The sequence below is a fragment of the Amycolatopsis acidicola genome, from assembly GCF_007713735.2.
Lineage (GTDB): Bacteria > Actinomycetota > Actinomycetes > Mycobacteriales > Pseudonocardiaceae > Amycolatopsis_E > Amycolatopsis_E acidicola.
Window position 1 is genome coordinate 1 of the sequence record NZ_VMNW02000073.1, and the last position, 14,469, is coordinate 14,469.

At 71.0% G+C, this 14,469-nt stretch carries 12 protein-coding genes and 1 pseudogene; 10 read left to right on the forward strand and 3 right to left on the reverse strand.

Annotated elements, in window-relative coordinates; all coding sequences use genetic code 11:
* The 7 genes and pseudogenes from FPZ12_RS33750 to FPZ12_RS33775 all read left to right on the forward strand — a co-directional run.
* A pseudogene (locus tag FPZ12_RS33750) lies at positions 1 to 132 on the forward strand (integrase core domain-containing protein); the annotation flags it as partial.
* 77 nt (positions 133 to 209) lie between these two features.
* On the forward strand, positions 210 to 773 hold the full coding sequence (locus tag FPZ12_RS33755; protein ID WP_144752451.1) for a dihydrofolate reductase family protein: 564 nt from the start codon (positions 210 to 212) through the stop codon (positions 771 to 773).
* Between the two features lie 108 nt (positions 774 to 881).
* Positions 882 to 1,583 (forward strand): hypothetical protein, encoded by a 702-nt coding sequence (locus FPZ12_RS33760; RefSeq protein WP_144752454.1) that lies wholly within the window; start codon positions 882 to 884, stop codon positions 1,581 to 1,583.
* Positions 1,584 to 1,650: 67 nt separating this feature from the next.
* Positions 1,651 to 3,243 carry a DNA polymerase Y family protein gene (locus tag FPZ12_RS33765; protein WP_208026111.1) on the forward strand — a complete coding sequence of 531 codons (1,593 nt, stop codon included), beginning with the start codon at positions 1,651 to 1,653 and terminating at the stop codon, positions 3,241 to 3,243.
* Positions 3,243 to 3,374, forward strand: a complete 132-nt coding sequence (locus FPZ12_RS46935) for a hypothetical protein (RefSeq protein WP_279537844.1) — start codon at positions 3,243 to 3,245, stop codon at positions 3,372 to 3,374. Before FPZ12_RS33765 ends, FPZ12_RS46935 begins: the two co-directional genes overlap by 1 nt.
* 2 nt (positions 3,375 to 3,376) lie before the next feature.
* Positions 3,377 to 6,721: an error-prone DNA polymerase gene (locus FPZ12_RS33770; protein WP_144752456.1), complete on the forward strand. Its 3,345-nt coding sequence runs from the start codon at positions 3,377 to 3,379 to the stop codon at positions 6,719 to 6,721.
* Positions 6,722 to 6,739: 18 nt separating this feature from the next.
* A complete protein-coding gene (locus FPZ12_RS33775) occupies positions 6,740 to 7,327 on the forward strand; it encodes a pentapeptide repeat-containing protein (RefSeq protein WP_144752459.1) in 588 nt (195 codons plus the stop codon).
* Positions 7,328 to 7,376: 49 nt separating this feature from the next.
* Here FPZ12_RS33775 and FPZ12_RS33780 read toward each other — a convergent pair whose 3' ends face one another.
* Positions 7,377 to 10,037, reverse strand: coding sequence for a TNT domain-containing protein (locus tag FPZ12_RS33780; protein WP_243770171.1), 2,661 nt, complete (start codon positions 10,035 to 10,037; stop codon positions 7,377 to 7,379).
* Between the two features lie 138 nt (positions 10,038 to 10,175).
* Here FPZ12_RS33780 and FPZ12_RS33785 point away from each other — a divergent pair, with 138 nt between their 5' ends.
* Positions 10,176 to 11,033 carry a bifunctional methylenetetrahydrofolate dehydrogenase/methenyltetrahydrofolate cyclohydrolase gene (locus FPZ12_RS33785; RefSeq protein ID WP_144752466.1) on the forward strand — a complete coding sequence of 286 codons (858 nt, stop codon included), beginning with the start codon at positions 10,176 to 10,178 and terminating at the stop codon, positions 11,031 to 11,033.
* A gap of 13 nt (positions 11,034 to 11,046) precedes the next feature.
* Positions 11,047 to 11,313, forward strand: coding sequence for a DUF3017 domain-containing protein (locus FPZ12_RS33790; protein ID WP_208026113.1), 267 nt, complete (start codon positions 11,047 to 11,049; stop codon positions 11,311 to 11,313).
* Between the two features lies 1 nt (position 11,314).
* Here the strand turns inward: FPZ12_RS33790 and FPZ12_RS33795 are convergent, their stop codons facing one another.
* A complete protein-coding gene (locus tag FPZ12_RS33795; protein WP_144752472.1) occupies positions 11,315 to 12,484 on the reverse strand; it encodes an MFS transporter in 1,170 nt (389 codons plus the stop codon).
* Between the two features lie 165 nt (positions 12,485 to 12,649).
* Complete coding sequence (locus FPZ12_RS33800) at positions 12,650 to 12,838, reverse strand: DUF1918 domain-containing protein (RefSeq protein WP_144752475.1); 189 nt, start codon at positions 12,836 to 12,838, stop codon at positions 12,650 to 12,652.
* 83 nt (positions 12,839 to 12,921) lie between these two features.
* Between FPZ12_RS33800 and asnB the strand changes: the two genes are divergently transcribed.
* Positions 12,922 to 14,457, forward strand: coding sequence for an asparagine synthase (glutamine-hydrolyzing) (asnB, locus tag FPZ12_RS33805; RefSeq protein WP_144752478.1), 1,536 nt, complete (start codon positions 12,922 to 12,924; stop codon positions 14,455 to 14,457).
* Positions 14,458 to 14,469: the final 12 nt, after the last annotated feature.

The following is a 14,469-nucleotide window of genomic DNA, read 5'->3' on the forward strand; positions in this document are numbered from 1 at the left end:
CAGTCCGAAACCCAACACCGCGAAGCGTTCCCGCGATGGCTGCACACCTACAATCACCACCGCGGCCACACCGCGCTCGGCGGCCAACCACCCGCCAGCCGCGTCCCCAACCTCACGGGTCAGTACAACTAGGCGCCGCGGGCCCAGCCGGGTCCACAGTGGACTGTCGGGGGTGGCGTGGCGCGCCCGCGTCCGGTAATAGTCGTCGAATGGCCAGGCTGAGCTATTCGGCTATCGCGTCGTTGGACGGGTACGTCGAGGACGAACAAGGCGATTTCCAGTGGGCCGCACCGGACGAGGAGGTGCACGCCTTCGTCAACGACCTCGAGCGGCCGATCGGCACCCACCTCCTCGGCCGCCGGATGTACGAGACGATGGTGTACTGGGAGACCGAGGACGGCGAATCCGAGGTCGGACGGGCTTTCGCGGAGGTCTGGCGGGCGGCCGAGAAGATCGTGTACTCGCGGACGCTGCGGTCCCCGTCGAGCGCCAGGACGCGGATCGAGCGCGAGTTCGATCCCGCGGCCGTCCGGCGGCTCAAGGAATCCTCGGCGCGGGACCTCTCGATCGGCGGCGCGGAGCTCGCCCGCGCCGCACTGGCCGCGGGCCTGGTCGACGAATGCCAGCTGTTCCTCTGCCCGGTGACGGTCGGCGGCGGCAAGCGCGCGCTCCCGGACGGAGTCCGGCTCGGGCTGGAACTGGTGGAGGAACGGCGTTTCCGGGGCGGAGTGGTGTACCTGCGGTATCGGGTGCGCCCCGGCTTGACACCCTGACCCCGCCGAGGCAGACTGAGTGAGTCGAACACCAGTTCGACTCACTGCCTTCCCCGCGGTGAATGCACGTCCTTGAGCAGGGCGTTTCTTCGTCGTGGGGAGGGGTCCGTGGTGACGGTCGAAGCACCGGTCGCGAAGCTCGCGGCCCTGCCCGGCGTGAGCACGGCGAGCGGGGTCGCCGCGGCGGCGCGGCACGACGAGGCTACCGGGCGGCTGCTGCCGGTGCGTCCGGAGCTGCGTGCGTTCCTGCCCGCCGGCGGGTTGCGCCGGGGGAGCACGGTCGCCGTCCGCGGGGCCACCTCCCTGCTGCTCGCCCTGCTCGCCGAAGCCACCGCGACCGGATCGTGGGCCGCCGCGGTGGGCCTGCCGCACCTCGGTGTGGTCGCTGCCGGGGAGTACGGGGTGGAGGTGAGCCGGCTCGCGCTGGTGCCCAAGCCGGGTGTCGAGTTCGCCTCCGTGACCGCGGCCCTCCTCGACGGGATGGATCTGGTCGCGGTCAACCCCGCCGGCAGCACCCCCGCGGTGGCGCGGCGTTTGTCCGCACGCGCGCGCCACCGCGGCGCGGTGTTGCTGTCGCTGGGGCCGTGGCCGGGCGCCGAGATCGAGTTGAGTTGCGTGCCGGGCGAGTGGACCGGGTTGCGCGCGGGCTCGGGGCAGTTGGTGGAGCGCCGCTGCGAGGTGCGCGTCGCGGGGCGGCGCGCGGCGGCGCGTGCCCGGTTCGCGGATCTGATGCTGCCGGGGCCGGTGGGAGCGGTCGCCCACCAGGCCCCGGCTCCCGAACTCGCTCCCGATCTCGGGGAGGTCGGGTGAGTCGGCTTGTGGTGGCGCGGCGCGCATCCGCCCGCCGGACTCTGGTTCCTCACAGCGGGGAGGCCGGATGAGTGACCTGCCCACGCGCATCCTCGTGCTCTGGTGTCCCGACTGGCCCGCGGTCGCGGCGGCCATGGCGGCCGGGGTATCCGCGCATCCGCCTGCCGCGGTGTTCTCCGCCAACCGCGTGGTGGCCTGCTCGGTGACGGCCCGCTCCGCCGGGGTCCGGCGTGGCATGCGCCGCCGCGACGCGCAGGCCCGCTGTCCCGAGCTGGTGGTCTTCGGCACCGACGACGGCCGGGACGCGCGGTTGTTCGAGCCGGTCGCGGCGGCCGTCGAGGAGCTGGTCGTCGGGGTCGAGGTGGTGCGGCCGGGCCTGGTCGCGGTGCCGGTCACCGGCGCCGCCGGCTACTTCGGCGGGGAGCTGAGCCTGGCCGAGCTGCTCATCGACCAGGTGGCGAGCCGGGTCGGGGTGGAGTGCCAGATCGGGGTGGCCGACGGGCTGTTCGCCGCCACGCTGGCCGCGCACCGCTCCGTTCTCGTGGACAGGGGAGCGGCACGGGAGTTCCTTGCCCCACTGGACATCACGGAACTGGACCAGCCGGACACCGAACGGGCCGAGCTCGTGGACCTGTTGCGGCGCTTGGGTTTGCGCACGCTGGGCGCGTTCGCGGAGCTGGCCGAACGGGACGTCGTCTCCCGGTTCGGCAGCGCCGGGCTGCTCGCGCACAGGCTGGCGCAGGGCCGTTCGGAACGCCCGCCGCACCGGCGCCGCCCACCACCGGAACTGACCGTGAGCAAGGAGTTCGATCCACCGCTGGACAGGGTGGACGCCGCGGCGTTCATGGCGAAGACGCTCGCCGGGCGGTTCCACGCCGGGCTCGCCGCGCACGGGCTCGCCTGCACGAGGCTGGGCATCCACGCCGTCACCGAGCGCGGCGAGGAGCTGTCCCGGGTCTGGCGGTGCGCGGAACCCCTTACCCCGCAAGGAATCGCGGACAGGGTGCGCTGGCAGTTCGAGGGCTGGCTGAAGGCGGCACCCGGTGCGCGGCCGACGTCCGGGGTCAGCAGGCTCCGGCTCGAGCCGGAAGAAACCGTCGCCGGGAACTCCCTGCAACTCGGCCTGTGGCGGGGCGGGGTGCGTGGGCTCGGCGAGGAAAACGAGCTGGCCGCGGAGAAGGCGGGCCGGGCGCTGGTGCGGGTCCAGGGCCTGCTCGGCCCGGAAAGCGTTTTCACCGCGGTGCTCGACGGCGGGCGTGGCCCGGCGGAGCGGGTCCGTCTGGTGCCGTGGGGCGACGATCGCTCCGTGCACAGCCCGCCGGAAATGCCGTGGCCGGGGCGGCTCCCTGCACCGTCCCCGGCCACGGTGTTCGCCAAGGCGCTGCCGGCGCGGGTGGTGGACTCCGCCGGCGCGGCGGTGGAGACCACCCGGCAGCGCCGGCTCACCGCGCCGCCACACGAGGTGAGCGTCAACGGCGCTGCGCCACAACGGGTTCTGGACTGGGCCGGGCCGTGGCAGGTCAGCGGCCGCTGGGGCGACGGGCCGGGCGCGTGCACCCGGATCCAGGCGCTGCTCGCCGGGGAGCCCGAGGTGGCCGTGCTGCTCACGCTCGCCGGTCAAGACCATCCACAATGGACTGTCGAAGGAGTGTACGACTGATGGACGAGGAGTACCTGCGCAGCATCCGGCAGTGGCTGCGGGCCGAGCCGGTGATCCCGCAACCGTCCGCGGGACTGGACCCGGAGCCGCCCGCGCCCTGGATCCCGTTTCCCAGAACGCCTTCGGAGTAACCGTGGGCTGGAACAACCCGCCCGTCCCCTGGCGCCAGCTGGAACGGACGCTCTCCGGCGATCCGGTACCGGCCGACGGCGGGGACAGTCCGGCGTGGAGCCGGAAGCGCGAGGGCTACCTGCGCCCGGATGATTTCCTTACGCTGCGCGGAGATGACCGCTCTGGCGGCGGCAAACGGGTGCCGTACGCCGAGCTGCACTGCCATTCCAACTTCAGTTTCCTCGACGGCGCGAGCAATCCCGAGGAACTGGTGGAGGAGGCGGCGCGGCTCGAGCTGGACGCGATCGCGCTCACCGACCACGACGGCATGTATGGGGTGGTGCGGTTCGCCGACGCGGCCAGGGAACTGGGTGTCCGCACGGTGTACGGCACTGAGCTGAGCTTCGGGCTTTCCGGGCCGCAGAACGGAATTCCCGACCCGGAAGGTCAGCATCTGTTGTTGCTGGCCAAACGGGAGGAGGGGTACGCCGCGCTCTGCCGGGCGATCACGGCGGGCCAGTTGCGCGGGCACGACGAGGAGTTGCCGCGCGAACTCCAGGCCGAGAAGGGGCGCCCGGTGTACGACCTGGAGACGGTGGCCGACGAGGTGCGCGGCAACGTCGTGGTGCTCACCGGATGCCGCAAGGGCGCGGTCCGTCAGGCGTTGCTGCGCGAAGGTGAAGACGGTGCGGCCCGCGAACTTCGCCGTCTGGTCGAACTCTTCGGCGAGGAAAGCGTTTTCGTCGAGCTGACCGACCACGGCGCCCCGGAGGACAGTCGCCGCAACGACCGGCTTTCCGCGCTGGCCGAAAAGCACGGCCTGCTCACGGTGGCGACCAACGCGGTGCACTACGCGATCCCGGAGCGGGACAGGCTCGCCGGTGCGATGGCCGCGATCCGCGCGCGGCGCGGGCTCGACGAGATGGAGGGCTGGCTGCCCGCGGCCGGGATGGCGTTCCTGCACTCCGGCGAGCAGATGGCGGCCCGCTTCCGCGACTACCCCGGCGCGGTGCAGCGCGCCGCCGCGCTGGGCCTGGAATGCGCTTTCGACCTCAAGCTGGTGGCCCCGCGACTGCCGCCGTTCGACGTCGGCGAGCACGAGAACGAGGCGGAGTTCCTGCGGGAGAAGGTGAAAGCGGGCGCGCTGGAGAAGTACGGCCCCCCGGAACGAAACCCGGAGGCGTACGCGCAGATCGAACACGAACTGCGGATCATCGAGCAGCTCGGCTTCCCCGGCTACTTCCTCATCGTCTGGGACATCGTGGAGTTCTGCCGCCGCGCGGACATCCTGTGCCAGGGCCGGGGTTCGGCCGCCAACTCCGCGGTCTGCTACGCGCTCGGCATCACCAAGGTGGACTCGGTGCGCTGGAAGCTGTTGTTCGAGCGGTTCCTGGCGCCGGACCGGGACGGCTACCCCGACATCGATCTCGACATCGAGTCCGATCGCCGCGAGGAGGCGATCCAGTACGTCTACGGCAAGTACGGGCGGCTGTGCACCGCGCAGGTGGCGAACGTGATCACCTACCGGCCCAAGTCCGCGGTACGGGACGCGGCGCGCGCGCTCGGCTACTCGCCGGGCCAGCAGGACGCGTGGAGCAAGCAGATCGACCGCTGGGGGCCGCTCGAAGTCACCAGGAACGACCACGACCACGACATCCCCGAACCGGTGCGCAGGCTCGCCACCGCGCTCGAGGACTTCCCGCGGCACCTCGGGATCCACTCCGGCGGGATGGTGATCTGCGACCGGCCGGTGAGCGAGGTCTGCCCGATCGAATGGGCCAGGATGGAGAACCGCAGCGTGCTCCAGTGGGAGAAGGACGACTGCGCCTCGGTGGGCCTGGTCAAGTTCGATCTGCTCGGGCTCGGCATGCTCTCCGCGCTGCACTACATGGTCGACCTGGTGCGCGAGCACAAGGGCATCGAGATCGATCTGTCCGATTTGGACCTCGCCGACGAGAACATCTACGACATGCTGTGCCGCGCCGACGCCATCGGGGTGTTCCAGGTGGAGAGCAGGGCGCAGCTGGCCACGCTGCCGAGGCTGAAACCGCGGGAGTTCTACGATCTCGCGATCGAGGTGGCGCTGATCCGGCCCGGGCCCATCCAGGGCGGTTCGGTGCACCCGTACATCCGCCGCAAGAACAAGGTGGAGAAATGGGAGCACGACCATCCGCTGCTGAAGAAGGCGCTGGACAAGACCGAAGGCGTGCCGCTGTTCCAGGAACAGATGATGCAGATCGCGCTCGACGTCGCGAACTTCACCGCCGCGGAGGCCGACGAGCTGCGGCACGCGATGGGCTCGAAGCGGTCCACGAAAAAGATGGAGCGGCTGAAGAAACGGTTCTACGAAGGCTGTGCCGCCAACGGGATCGAAGACGAACTGGCCGGCCGGATCTACCAGAAGATGCTGGCGTTCGCGAACTTCGGGTTCCCGGAAAGCCACGCGCTCAGCTTCGCGTACCTCGTGTTCGCGAGCGCGCACCTGAAGTACTACCACCCGGACGCGTTCTGCGCGGGGCTGCTGCGGGCGCAGCCGATGGGGTTCTACTCGCCGCAGTCGCTGGTCGCCGACGCCCGGCGGCACGGGGTGACGGTGCACGGCCCGGACGTCAACGCCAGCCTCCCGCACGCCACGCTTGAGCCGTGGGGTGCCGAGTTCGCGGTCAGGGTCGGGCTGGCCGCGGTGCGACTCATCGGGCAGGAGCTCGCCGAAAAGCTGGTGGCGGAACGGGAATCCGGCGGACCGTTCCGCGACATGGCGGACGTGGCGAGGCGCGTCCGGCTGACGAGGCCTCAGGTGGAGGCACTCGCCACGGCAGGCGCCTTCGGCTGTTTCCCGGAGGTGGCGGGGGACAGGCGCCGGGCGTTGTGGGCGGCGGGCGCGGTCGCCGAGGAGCGGCCGGAGAAACTGCCCGGCAGCGTGGTCGGTGCCGACGCGCCGGCGTTGCCGGGGATGGACGAGATCGACCTCGCGGTCGCCGACGTGTGGGCCACCGGCCTGTCCCCGGACAGCTTCCCGACGCAGTTCATCCGCGACCGGCTGGACGCGCTCGGCGTGGTACCCGCCGCGAACCTGCTCGACGTCGAGGACGGCAAACGCGTGCTGATCGGCGGCGCGGTCACCCACCGGCAGCGGCCGGCGACGGCGGGCGGGATCACGTTCCTCAACATCGAGGACGAGACGGGGATGGTCAATGTCATCTGCACGGCCGGGCTGTGGCACCGCTACCACCGGATAGCCAGGGGCAGCCCGGCGTTGCTGGTACGCGGGGTGGTCGAACGCGCCGACGGGGTGGTGAGCCTGCTCGCCGACCGCCTGCAGCACCTGCCGATGCGGGTGCCGTCGAAGTCAAGGGACTTCCGGTGATGTGACAGGCTCGCGGGTATGGAAGAGATCGGCGAGGACTACTCGGAAGCCGTGCTGCCCAAGGAGCACTGGGAGAAACGCCGGTTCGTCCGGTGCGACTTCGCCGGCGCGGATCTGCGCGGGCTGCTCAGCCAGGGCTGCACCTTCGACGAATGCGATTTCACGCGCGCCGATCTCGGGAGCTCCCGGCACGAGAACTCCGCGTTCCGCTCCTGCACCTTCGACCGGACTGTGCTCGCGGACGCGGCCTGGTACGGCAGCTCGCTGCTCGGTTCGTCCTTTGTGGACTGTGGGCTGCGCGCGATCACCGTGCGGGACACGGATTTCTCGCTGGTCAGCCTGAGCCGGGCGAACCTGCGCAAGGTGGACCTGTCGGGGCTGCGGTTCCGCGAGGCCAACCTCACCGAGGCGAACCTGACCGGGGCCCAGCTGCGTGACACCGATCTGCGCGGGGCGAGGCTGCTGGGCGCGGAGCTGGCCGACGCCGACCTGCGCGGTGCGAAGCTCGACGCGAACGGCTTGGTACAGGCGAAACTGCGGGGCGCGAAGGTGGACGTGGAAACCGCCCTGGCGTTCGCGGGCGCGCACGGATTGCTGGTGTCGTAACGGAAAAGGGCGGCGCCTCCAGTGAGGCGCCGCCCTTTTCCCTTGTGGCTCAGTCGATCGGCGGTTCGCCGGGGTCCAGCTCGATGAGGTCGCCGTCGGCCAGCAGCTCCTCGATCGACGCGGGCAGCAGGTACGCCGCGCCGCCGCCGGGCTGGTTGAACCATGGGATGGCCACACCGGCCAGCGCCTCCAGCGGCCGCTGCACCCGGTACACGTGGTACGGGCGGCCGACCCACTCCGGCACCAGCGAACGCTCCTCGAACGGGGTGCCCGCCGCGTACGTCAGGTTTCCGTTCGGGTTGCCGAACCTGTCCAGCTCGGATCCCGGCGGCAGCTCGCGCATTTCCTTGCCACGGAACAGGGTCAGCGGCGGTTCGCCGGGCAGCGGCTCGACCGGCCAGTTCTGGTTGCTGCCACCACTGCCGCCGCCGTTGTTCTGCTGCGCGGCCGGGGCCGCCGCGGCGCGCGCCGGCTCCCTGCGGGGCGGAGTGGGCGGCGGCGCGGCAGGAGGTTCACGACGCGCGGCCGGCGGCGCGACCGGGGCAGCCAGCATGGTCTGCGAGCCGTCGATGTCCACCGATGTCTCTTCGAGGGCGTCGGCCAGCGAACGCGACGCCTCGGGCGTCGGCCGGACAGGCAGCTCGGGCGCGGCCTCCTCGGACCGGGCCGCGTCGGCGCGGCCGGGCTCCCAGTTCTGGCCCTCGCCGCGGGGCGGGCCTTCCGAGCGCGCCGGGGCTTCCCAGTTCTCCCGCTGGCTTTCGGAGCGTGCCGGGGCTTCCCAGTTTTCGCGCTGGCCTTCCGGCCGCGCCGGGCTTTCCCAGTTCTCGCGCGGAACTTCCGTGCGGCCCTGTGCGGCTTCCCAGGCTTCGCGGGGCACATCGCCACGGGACTCACGGCCTGGTTCCCAGCCGTCCGAATGCGCGGCGGCGGGCTCCCAGTTCTCACGCGAGGAGTCGGCGCGGTTCTCGCGGCCCGGCTCCCAGCCCTCGCGACCGGCGTCGCGGCCTCGGCCGCCTTCCCAGCTCTCGCGGGCAACGTCGGCGCGGGTGGCTCCGCCTTCCCAGCCCTCGCGCGAGCCGCGGGGTTCCCGCACCGGTTCCCAGCTCTCCCGGCCGGGCTCCGAGATGTTCTCCCGCGTCGACTCGCCGTGACCGCCCTCGGCCCACGCTTCGCGCGGGATGTCGGTGCGGCTCTCGCGGGCCTTGTCGGCGCTCGGGCCGCCGATCACCGGCGCCGTCTCGCCCATCGCGTCCCGCTCCAGCAGGCCGGGCTCGGCCGCGGCGTCCCGGCCGCGCTGGTCCAGCAGGACCTTGCCGAGCATGAACGCGGCCGCGTCCTCGGCATCACCGAAGACCGCCGGATTGCTGAGTTCCTTGTCGTACCAGCCGACCCGCCAGCCCGACTCGACCTGCTCGACGCTCCAGCCGTACTCGGCGGGCTCGCCGATCCGGTACCGGGACTCGGGCACGCCGAGGTCGCTCAGCCTGCTCCGCAGGTTCTCGATCGCGGGCTCAGTCGGCTTCGGCGCGGGCGCGGGGGCCGAAGGAACGGGCGTCGGCGCGGCCGCGGACTGAGGCGGCGCGACCGGCGGCACCAGCCGTGTGGACGGGGCCGCCTTGGGCTCCGGCTGCACCGGCTCGGGCTCCGGTTCCGGCTCCGCGGGCACGGGCGGCTGCACCATCGTGGGCGGGCCGTCGTCGTCGAGGTCGAGCGCGGGTGTGAACGTGGTGGGCTGCTCCACGTCCATCGCGCCGGGGTGCGGCTCGGGCTCGACGGCGTGCTCGGGCTCTTCGGCCACCGGCTCGGGCTCCGGCTGCGGAGGAATCGGCGGGGGCGGCGGCGCCTGCTCCTGCATCGGACGCGGACCGCGCGGAGGGCCGGGCGGCTGGTTGCCCCGGCTCAGGTGCGCGCCCGCGGCCTGCACCGTCTGCTCGGACACCTCCGGCACCCGGAACCCGGCGGACTCGATGTGCGAGGCCAGCTCCGCCTCGGGGGCGATGCCGTACTCCTGCAAGTAGAAATTGACCGCGGCAGGCCAGATCCAGGTGCCGTCCGTGTGGAACGCCACGGGCACCTTCGGCGTGGGCGGGGACGCCAGCCTGTCCAGGTCGAGGCCACGCTCGGAGCGCACGACGGGCGCGGAGTTCAGGTACTCCAGCATCCGGTCGGCCTCGTCGTGGTCGAGCTCGGGGCGGTTGAGCACCGGACGGCCGTCGGGGCCCTGGCCGTCGAAGATGCGGGCGATGCGGAAGCGGGGGCCGGGCTGCTCCGGGCCGAGGCCGGACATCCGGCGCATCAGCCACTCCGGGATGTTCTCCTCGGAGCGCGGGAACATCCGCAGCTCGTCGGCATACGCCTGTGGCGGGGGCTGCAGGTCCCAGCGCGGCTCGTCGCGGTCGTACTCGAGGTTGTAGCTCGATGGGTGATCAAGCTGGTAGCGGGCGTTGAACCAGGTGCCGCGGCCCTCGCGGTACATGCCGCCGCGCAGTCTGCCGAAGAGCGTCGCGATGTCGTGCGTGGCCATCCACTCCGAGACGCTGCCGTCCTCGTTCAGCACCTCCCCGGTCAGCTCGTGGTAACGGCCGACGGCGCGGTACTGGGCGGTCACCCGCCGCCAGTCACGTGGAGCCGCCCGCAGCAGGGCGAGTCCGATCTGCTTGACCAGAGTGTCCTGCTCGGTTGCGTTCAGCTGGGTCGTCGCTTGGGCCACCAAACCATTTTGACTGGTGACTCTGACGAATGCACACCACCCGCACCATTACGCCCATTGACCTGTGTTTATGCCACCTGTGAGGTACGGAGCGTCTAGCTGAAGCTACGCAAAGTGGCCTCTGTCAGAATGGTTCTCGTGACGGCGACGGTTCTCGACGGCAAAGCGACCAAGGACGCCATCTACGCCGAGCTGAAGCCGCGGGTAGCGGCGCTCGCGGAGCAGGGCGTGACACCCGGGCTGGGCACGGTGCTGGTCGGTGACGATCCCGGTTCCCATTCCTATGTGCGGATGAAGCACGCGGACAGCGCGAAGGTCGGGGTCAATTCCATTCGGCGTGATCTTCCCGCCGATATCAGCCAGGACAAACTCGAAGCGGTCGTCGAGGAGCTGAATGCGGATCCCGCCTGCCACGGCTACATCGTGCAGCTGCCGCTGCCGAAGCACCTGGACACCGGCCGGATCCTGGAGCGCATCGCGCCGGAGAAGGACGCCGACGGGCTGGCCCCGATCAGCCTCGGCAGGCTGGTGCTGAACCAGCCCGGCCCGCTGCCCTGCACCCCGTTCGGCATCGTCGAACTGCTGCGCAGGCACGACGTCCCGATCGCCGGCGCGAACGTGACCGTGGTCGGCCGCGGCATCACCGTCGGCCGCACGCTGGGCCTGCTGCTGACCCGCCGCAGCGAGAACGCCACCGTCACGCTGTGCCACACCGGAACCCGTGACCTGGCCGCCGAAGTGCGCCGGGCCGACATCGTCGTGGCCGCCGCCGGCGTGCCCGGCGTGATCACCCCGGACATGGTCAAGCCCGGCGCGGCGGTGCTCGACGTCGGTGTTTCGCACGTCGACGGGAAGCTGACCGGGGACGTGGCGCCCGGGGTCGAGGAGGTCGCGGGCTGGCTTTCGCCGAACCCCGGCGGGGTCGGGCCGATGACCAGGGCGATGCTCGTCACCAACGTCGTCGAAGCGGCAGAACGTGTCGTCGCCGCGCGGTAGCCGCCGTCCGGCGATGCTGGAGCAGGTGCCGTTCGCGATCGTGCTCCTGCTGGTGGCCGTCGCCGGGCTCCGGATCTGGCAGTACCACTGGCGCCAGGGCGCGGTGATCGTCGCCGCCGCGCTGCTGGTGGCCGCCATTTTCCGCGGTGTCCTGCCGGGCGTCCGGGCCGGCCTGCTGGCCGTCCGCGGCCGCCCGGTGGACGTGCTGACCTACTCCGGGCTCGCGGTTTTGTTGCTGTTCCTGGCTTTCACGATCACCAACGGCCCGTTCGGCAGCTGACTCACGCCTCGGCCAGCGCCATCGGCGCCTCGCGCCGGTCGAGCACGCCGGACACGGTGGCGATGGACAGCCCGAGCACGGACAGCACGGCGCCGACCAGGTTCGGCGCGACGAGGCCGAACCCGCCCGCGACGACCAGGCCGCCGAGGTAGGCGCCGATCGAGTTGGCGACGTTGAACGCCGACTGCACCGCCGCCGAGACGAGCGACGGGGTGCCGCCCGCCTTCTGCATGATCCGGGTCTGCATCATCGGGCCGATCATGAACCCGGCCACGCCGACCGCGAAGATCGTGACCGCCGCGCCGATCTTGCTGTGCGCGGTGAGCGTGAAGATCGCGAGCACGGCCGCCAGCGCGAACAGCGCGACGTACAGGCTCGGCATCAGGGCCTTGTCGGCGAGCCTGCCGCCGAGCAGGTTGCCGACCGTCATGCCGACACCCGCGAGCGCCAGCAGCAGCGTGACGCTGTGCGGGGCGTAGCCCGCGACGTCGGTCAGCATCGGCGTCACGTAGGACAGCGAGGCGAACACCCCGCCCATCCCGACGGTCACGATCGCCAGCGCGAACCACACCTGTGGCCGCTTGAAGGCGCCGAGCTCGCCGCGCAGCGAAGCCTGTTCCGGTTTTCCTTGGTGTGGCACCAGTTTCGCGATCGCCGCGATGGCGAGCACGCCGATCAGCGCGACCACGCCGAAGGTCGCGCGCCAGCCGACCTGCTGACCGAGCAGGGTGCCCAGCGGCACGCCCACCACGTTCGCCAGCGTCAGCCCGAGGAACATCATCGACACGGCCTTGGCCCGGTTGCCCGGCGTGACGAGGCTGGAGGCGACCACCGCGCCCGCCCCGAAGAACGCCCCGTGCGGGAGGCCGGCCAGGAAGCGGAAGAGCACGCCGAACTGCTGGTTCGGCGAGAGGGCGAACAGCACGTTGCCCAAGGTGAACAGGGCCATCATGGCCAGCAACATGGTCTTGCGGGGCAGCCGCACGGCGAGTGCGGTCAGCGTCGGTGCCCCGACGACGACGCCGAGCGCGTACCCGGTGATGAGAAAGCCCGCGGCCGGGATGGAGATCCCGAAGTCCGCCGCGGCCTGGGGGAGCACACCCATCATGACGAACTCGGTGGTGCCGATTCCGAAAGCACCGATGGCCAGCGCGAGCAACGCGATGGGCACGGTTCTCCTCTCCTGGATCGATCAAGGGCGGGCGCACGAATAAGGACAGCCAAGTTCTTGGCGACCTCGGCTGTCCTGACGTCAATTTTCAACCGGCCGCGGCCAGGCTGTCATCCCGCCGCCGGGGTGATGATCCCCACGTAACGCCGCTGCTGGGAGATCGGTTCAGTGGTGCCGGGAGTAGACCTCACAGTCGCTGCCAGGGAACACCAGGCCTTCGTGCCCGTCGGTGAACCTGACCAGGTACGGCGGCTTCCCTTCGGTGCCGCGGACCTCGATGATCTCGCCCTGCTGCTCGCCGGATCCGACAGTGCGGCCGTGCACCCGGATCCGGTCTCCCACGGTTGCTCGCATAGCCGTCACCTCCGCCGCAATCAGCGTAGTTGTGACCAATCCCCGAGTCGAGAGCCGGGCGAATCGCTGAAAAAGCAACTAATATGAATTGTCGATCAAGGAGGTGTCCACGCATCGTGTGTGGAATCGTCGCCGCGGTTGGCGAGATCGACGTCCAGCTCTGCCGGAACATGTTGGCCAGGATCAAACATCGAGGGCCCGATGACACCGGGGAGATCCGCAGGGGAAACGTATGGCTGGGTCACCAGCGACTGTCCATTATGGACGTCGATGGTGGGAGTCAGCCGATGACCGACACCGAGGAAAAGACCTATCTCGTCGCCAATGGCGAGATCTACAACCATCGGCACATCCGCGAGGACCTCGGGCACGAGCTCTTCGAAACGGGATCGGACAGCGAGGCGGCGCTGCACGCGCTGATCGTCGACGGCCCGGTGGGATTGGCGCGGCTGCGCGGAATGTTCGCGCTCGCGTTCATGACCGCGGACGGCGAATTCCTCGTCGCCCGTGATTCCCTCGGCGTGAAGCCGCTCTACTGGGTCCGCCGGGACGACGTGACGCTGTTCGCCAGCGAGCTGCGCGCGTTCGAGCCCGCCGACCGGCCGCTGGTGGAAAGTTTCCCGCCGGGGCACTGCTGGACCCCGAACGGCGGGCTGGTCCGCTTCGCCGACGCTGTCCCGGCGCGAGTCCGGCCGGCGCGGCGCGCCGAGCAGCCGGGTGTCTGGGACGAGGCGCTCGTGAAGTCCGTGCGGGAGGCCGTCGTCACGGCGGTCGAGAACCGGATGATGAGCGATGTCGGGATCGGCGTTTTCCTTTCCGGTGGACTGGATTCGGCGATCGTCGCGGCTGTCGCGGCGGAGTACGCGAAGCGCCACGACCAGCCGCTGCCCACGTTCGCGGTGGGCGCGCCGGGCAGTTCGGACCTCGCGGCGGCGCGGGTCGTCGCCGAGTACCTGGGCACCGAGCACCACGAGATCGTGATGACCAAGGAGGCCGCGCAGGCCGCGCTGCCGAAGGCGGTCCGGGCGATCGAGCACTACGACCCGTCGCTCGTGCGCAGCTCCGTGCCGAACCTGCTGCTGGCCGAGTACGCGGCGAAGCGGGTGCACGCGGTCCTGACCGGCGAGGGCGCGGACGAGTTGTTCGCCGGCTACTCGTACTACCACGAGGCGCCGTTCACCGATCCCGACGCGCTGCAGGCCGAGCTCGTGCGGACCGTCGAGGAGCTGCATCACCTGAACCTGCAGCGCTGCGACCGGACGACGATGGCGTTCGGGATGGAGGCGCGGGTGCCGTTCCTCGATCGCGACGTGATCGAGCTGGCGTTGTCGATCCCGCCGGAGCACAAGATGCTCGCGCCCGGCCGGGTGGAGAAGCAGTTGTTGCGCGACGCGTTCGAGGGCTGGGTTCCGGACGAGATCCTGAACCGCGGCAAGGAACAGTTCGGCGACGGCTCCGGCGCGAAGGACGTGCTGGAGGCTGCCGTGCGCACTTCGCCCGACCTGCCCGAGGGCATTTCGCTGCGCTCGGACGAGGAGGCGGGCTTCTACTCGATCTGGCACTCGTCGTTCGAGGGGATCCGGCCGGAAACCACGCTCGGCCACTTCGCCACCACGTGACCCGGCGGCCGT

Coding starts and splice junctions, on each gene's coding strand:
- FPZ12_RS33765 (WP_208026111.1), top strand. CDS start 1,651: ATGAGTGACCTGCCCACGCGCATCCTCGTGCTCTGGTGTCCCGACTGG.
- FPZ12_RS33775 (WP_144752459.1), top strand. CDS start 6,740: ATGGAAGAGATCGGCGAGGACTACTCGGAAGCCGTGCTGCCCAAGGAG.
- asnB (WP_144752478.1), top strand. CDS start 12,922: ATGAATTGTCGATCAAGGAGGTGTCCACGCATCGTGTGTGGAATCGTC.
- FPZ12_RS46935 (WP_279537844.1), top strand. CDS start 3,243: ATGGACGAGGAGTACCTGCGCAGCATCCGGCAGTGGCTGCGGGCCGAG.
- FPZ12_RS33790 (WP_208026113.1), top strand. CDS start 11,047: ATGCTGGAGCAGGTGCCGTTCGCGATCGTGCTCCTGCTGGTGGCCGTC.
- FPZ12_RS33755 (WP_144752451.1), top strand. CDS start 210: ATGGCCAGGCTGAGCTATTCGGCTATCGCGTCGTTGGACGGGTACGTC.
- FPZ12_RS33800 (WP_144752475.1), bottom strand. CDS start 12,838: ATGCGAGCAACCGTGGGAGACCGGATCCGGGTGCACGGCCGCACTGTC.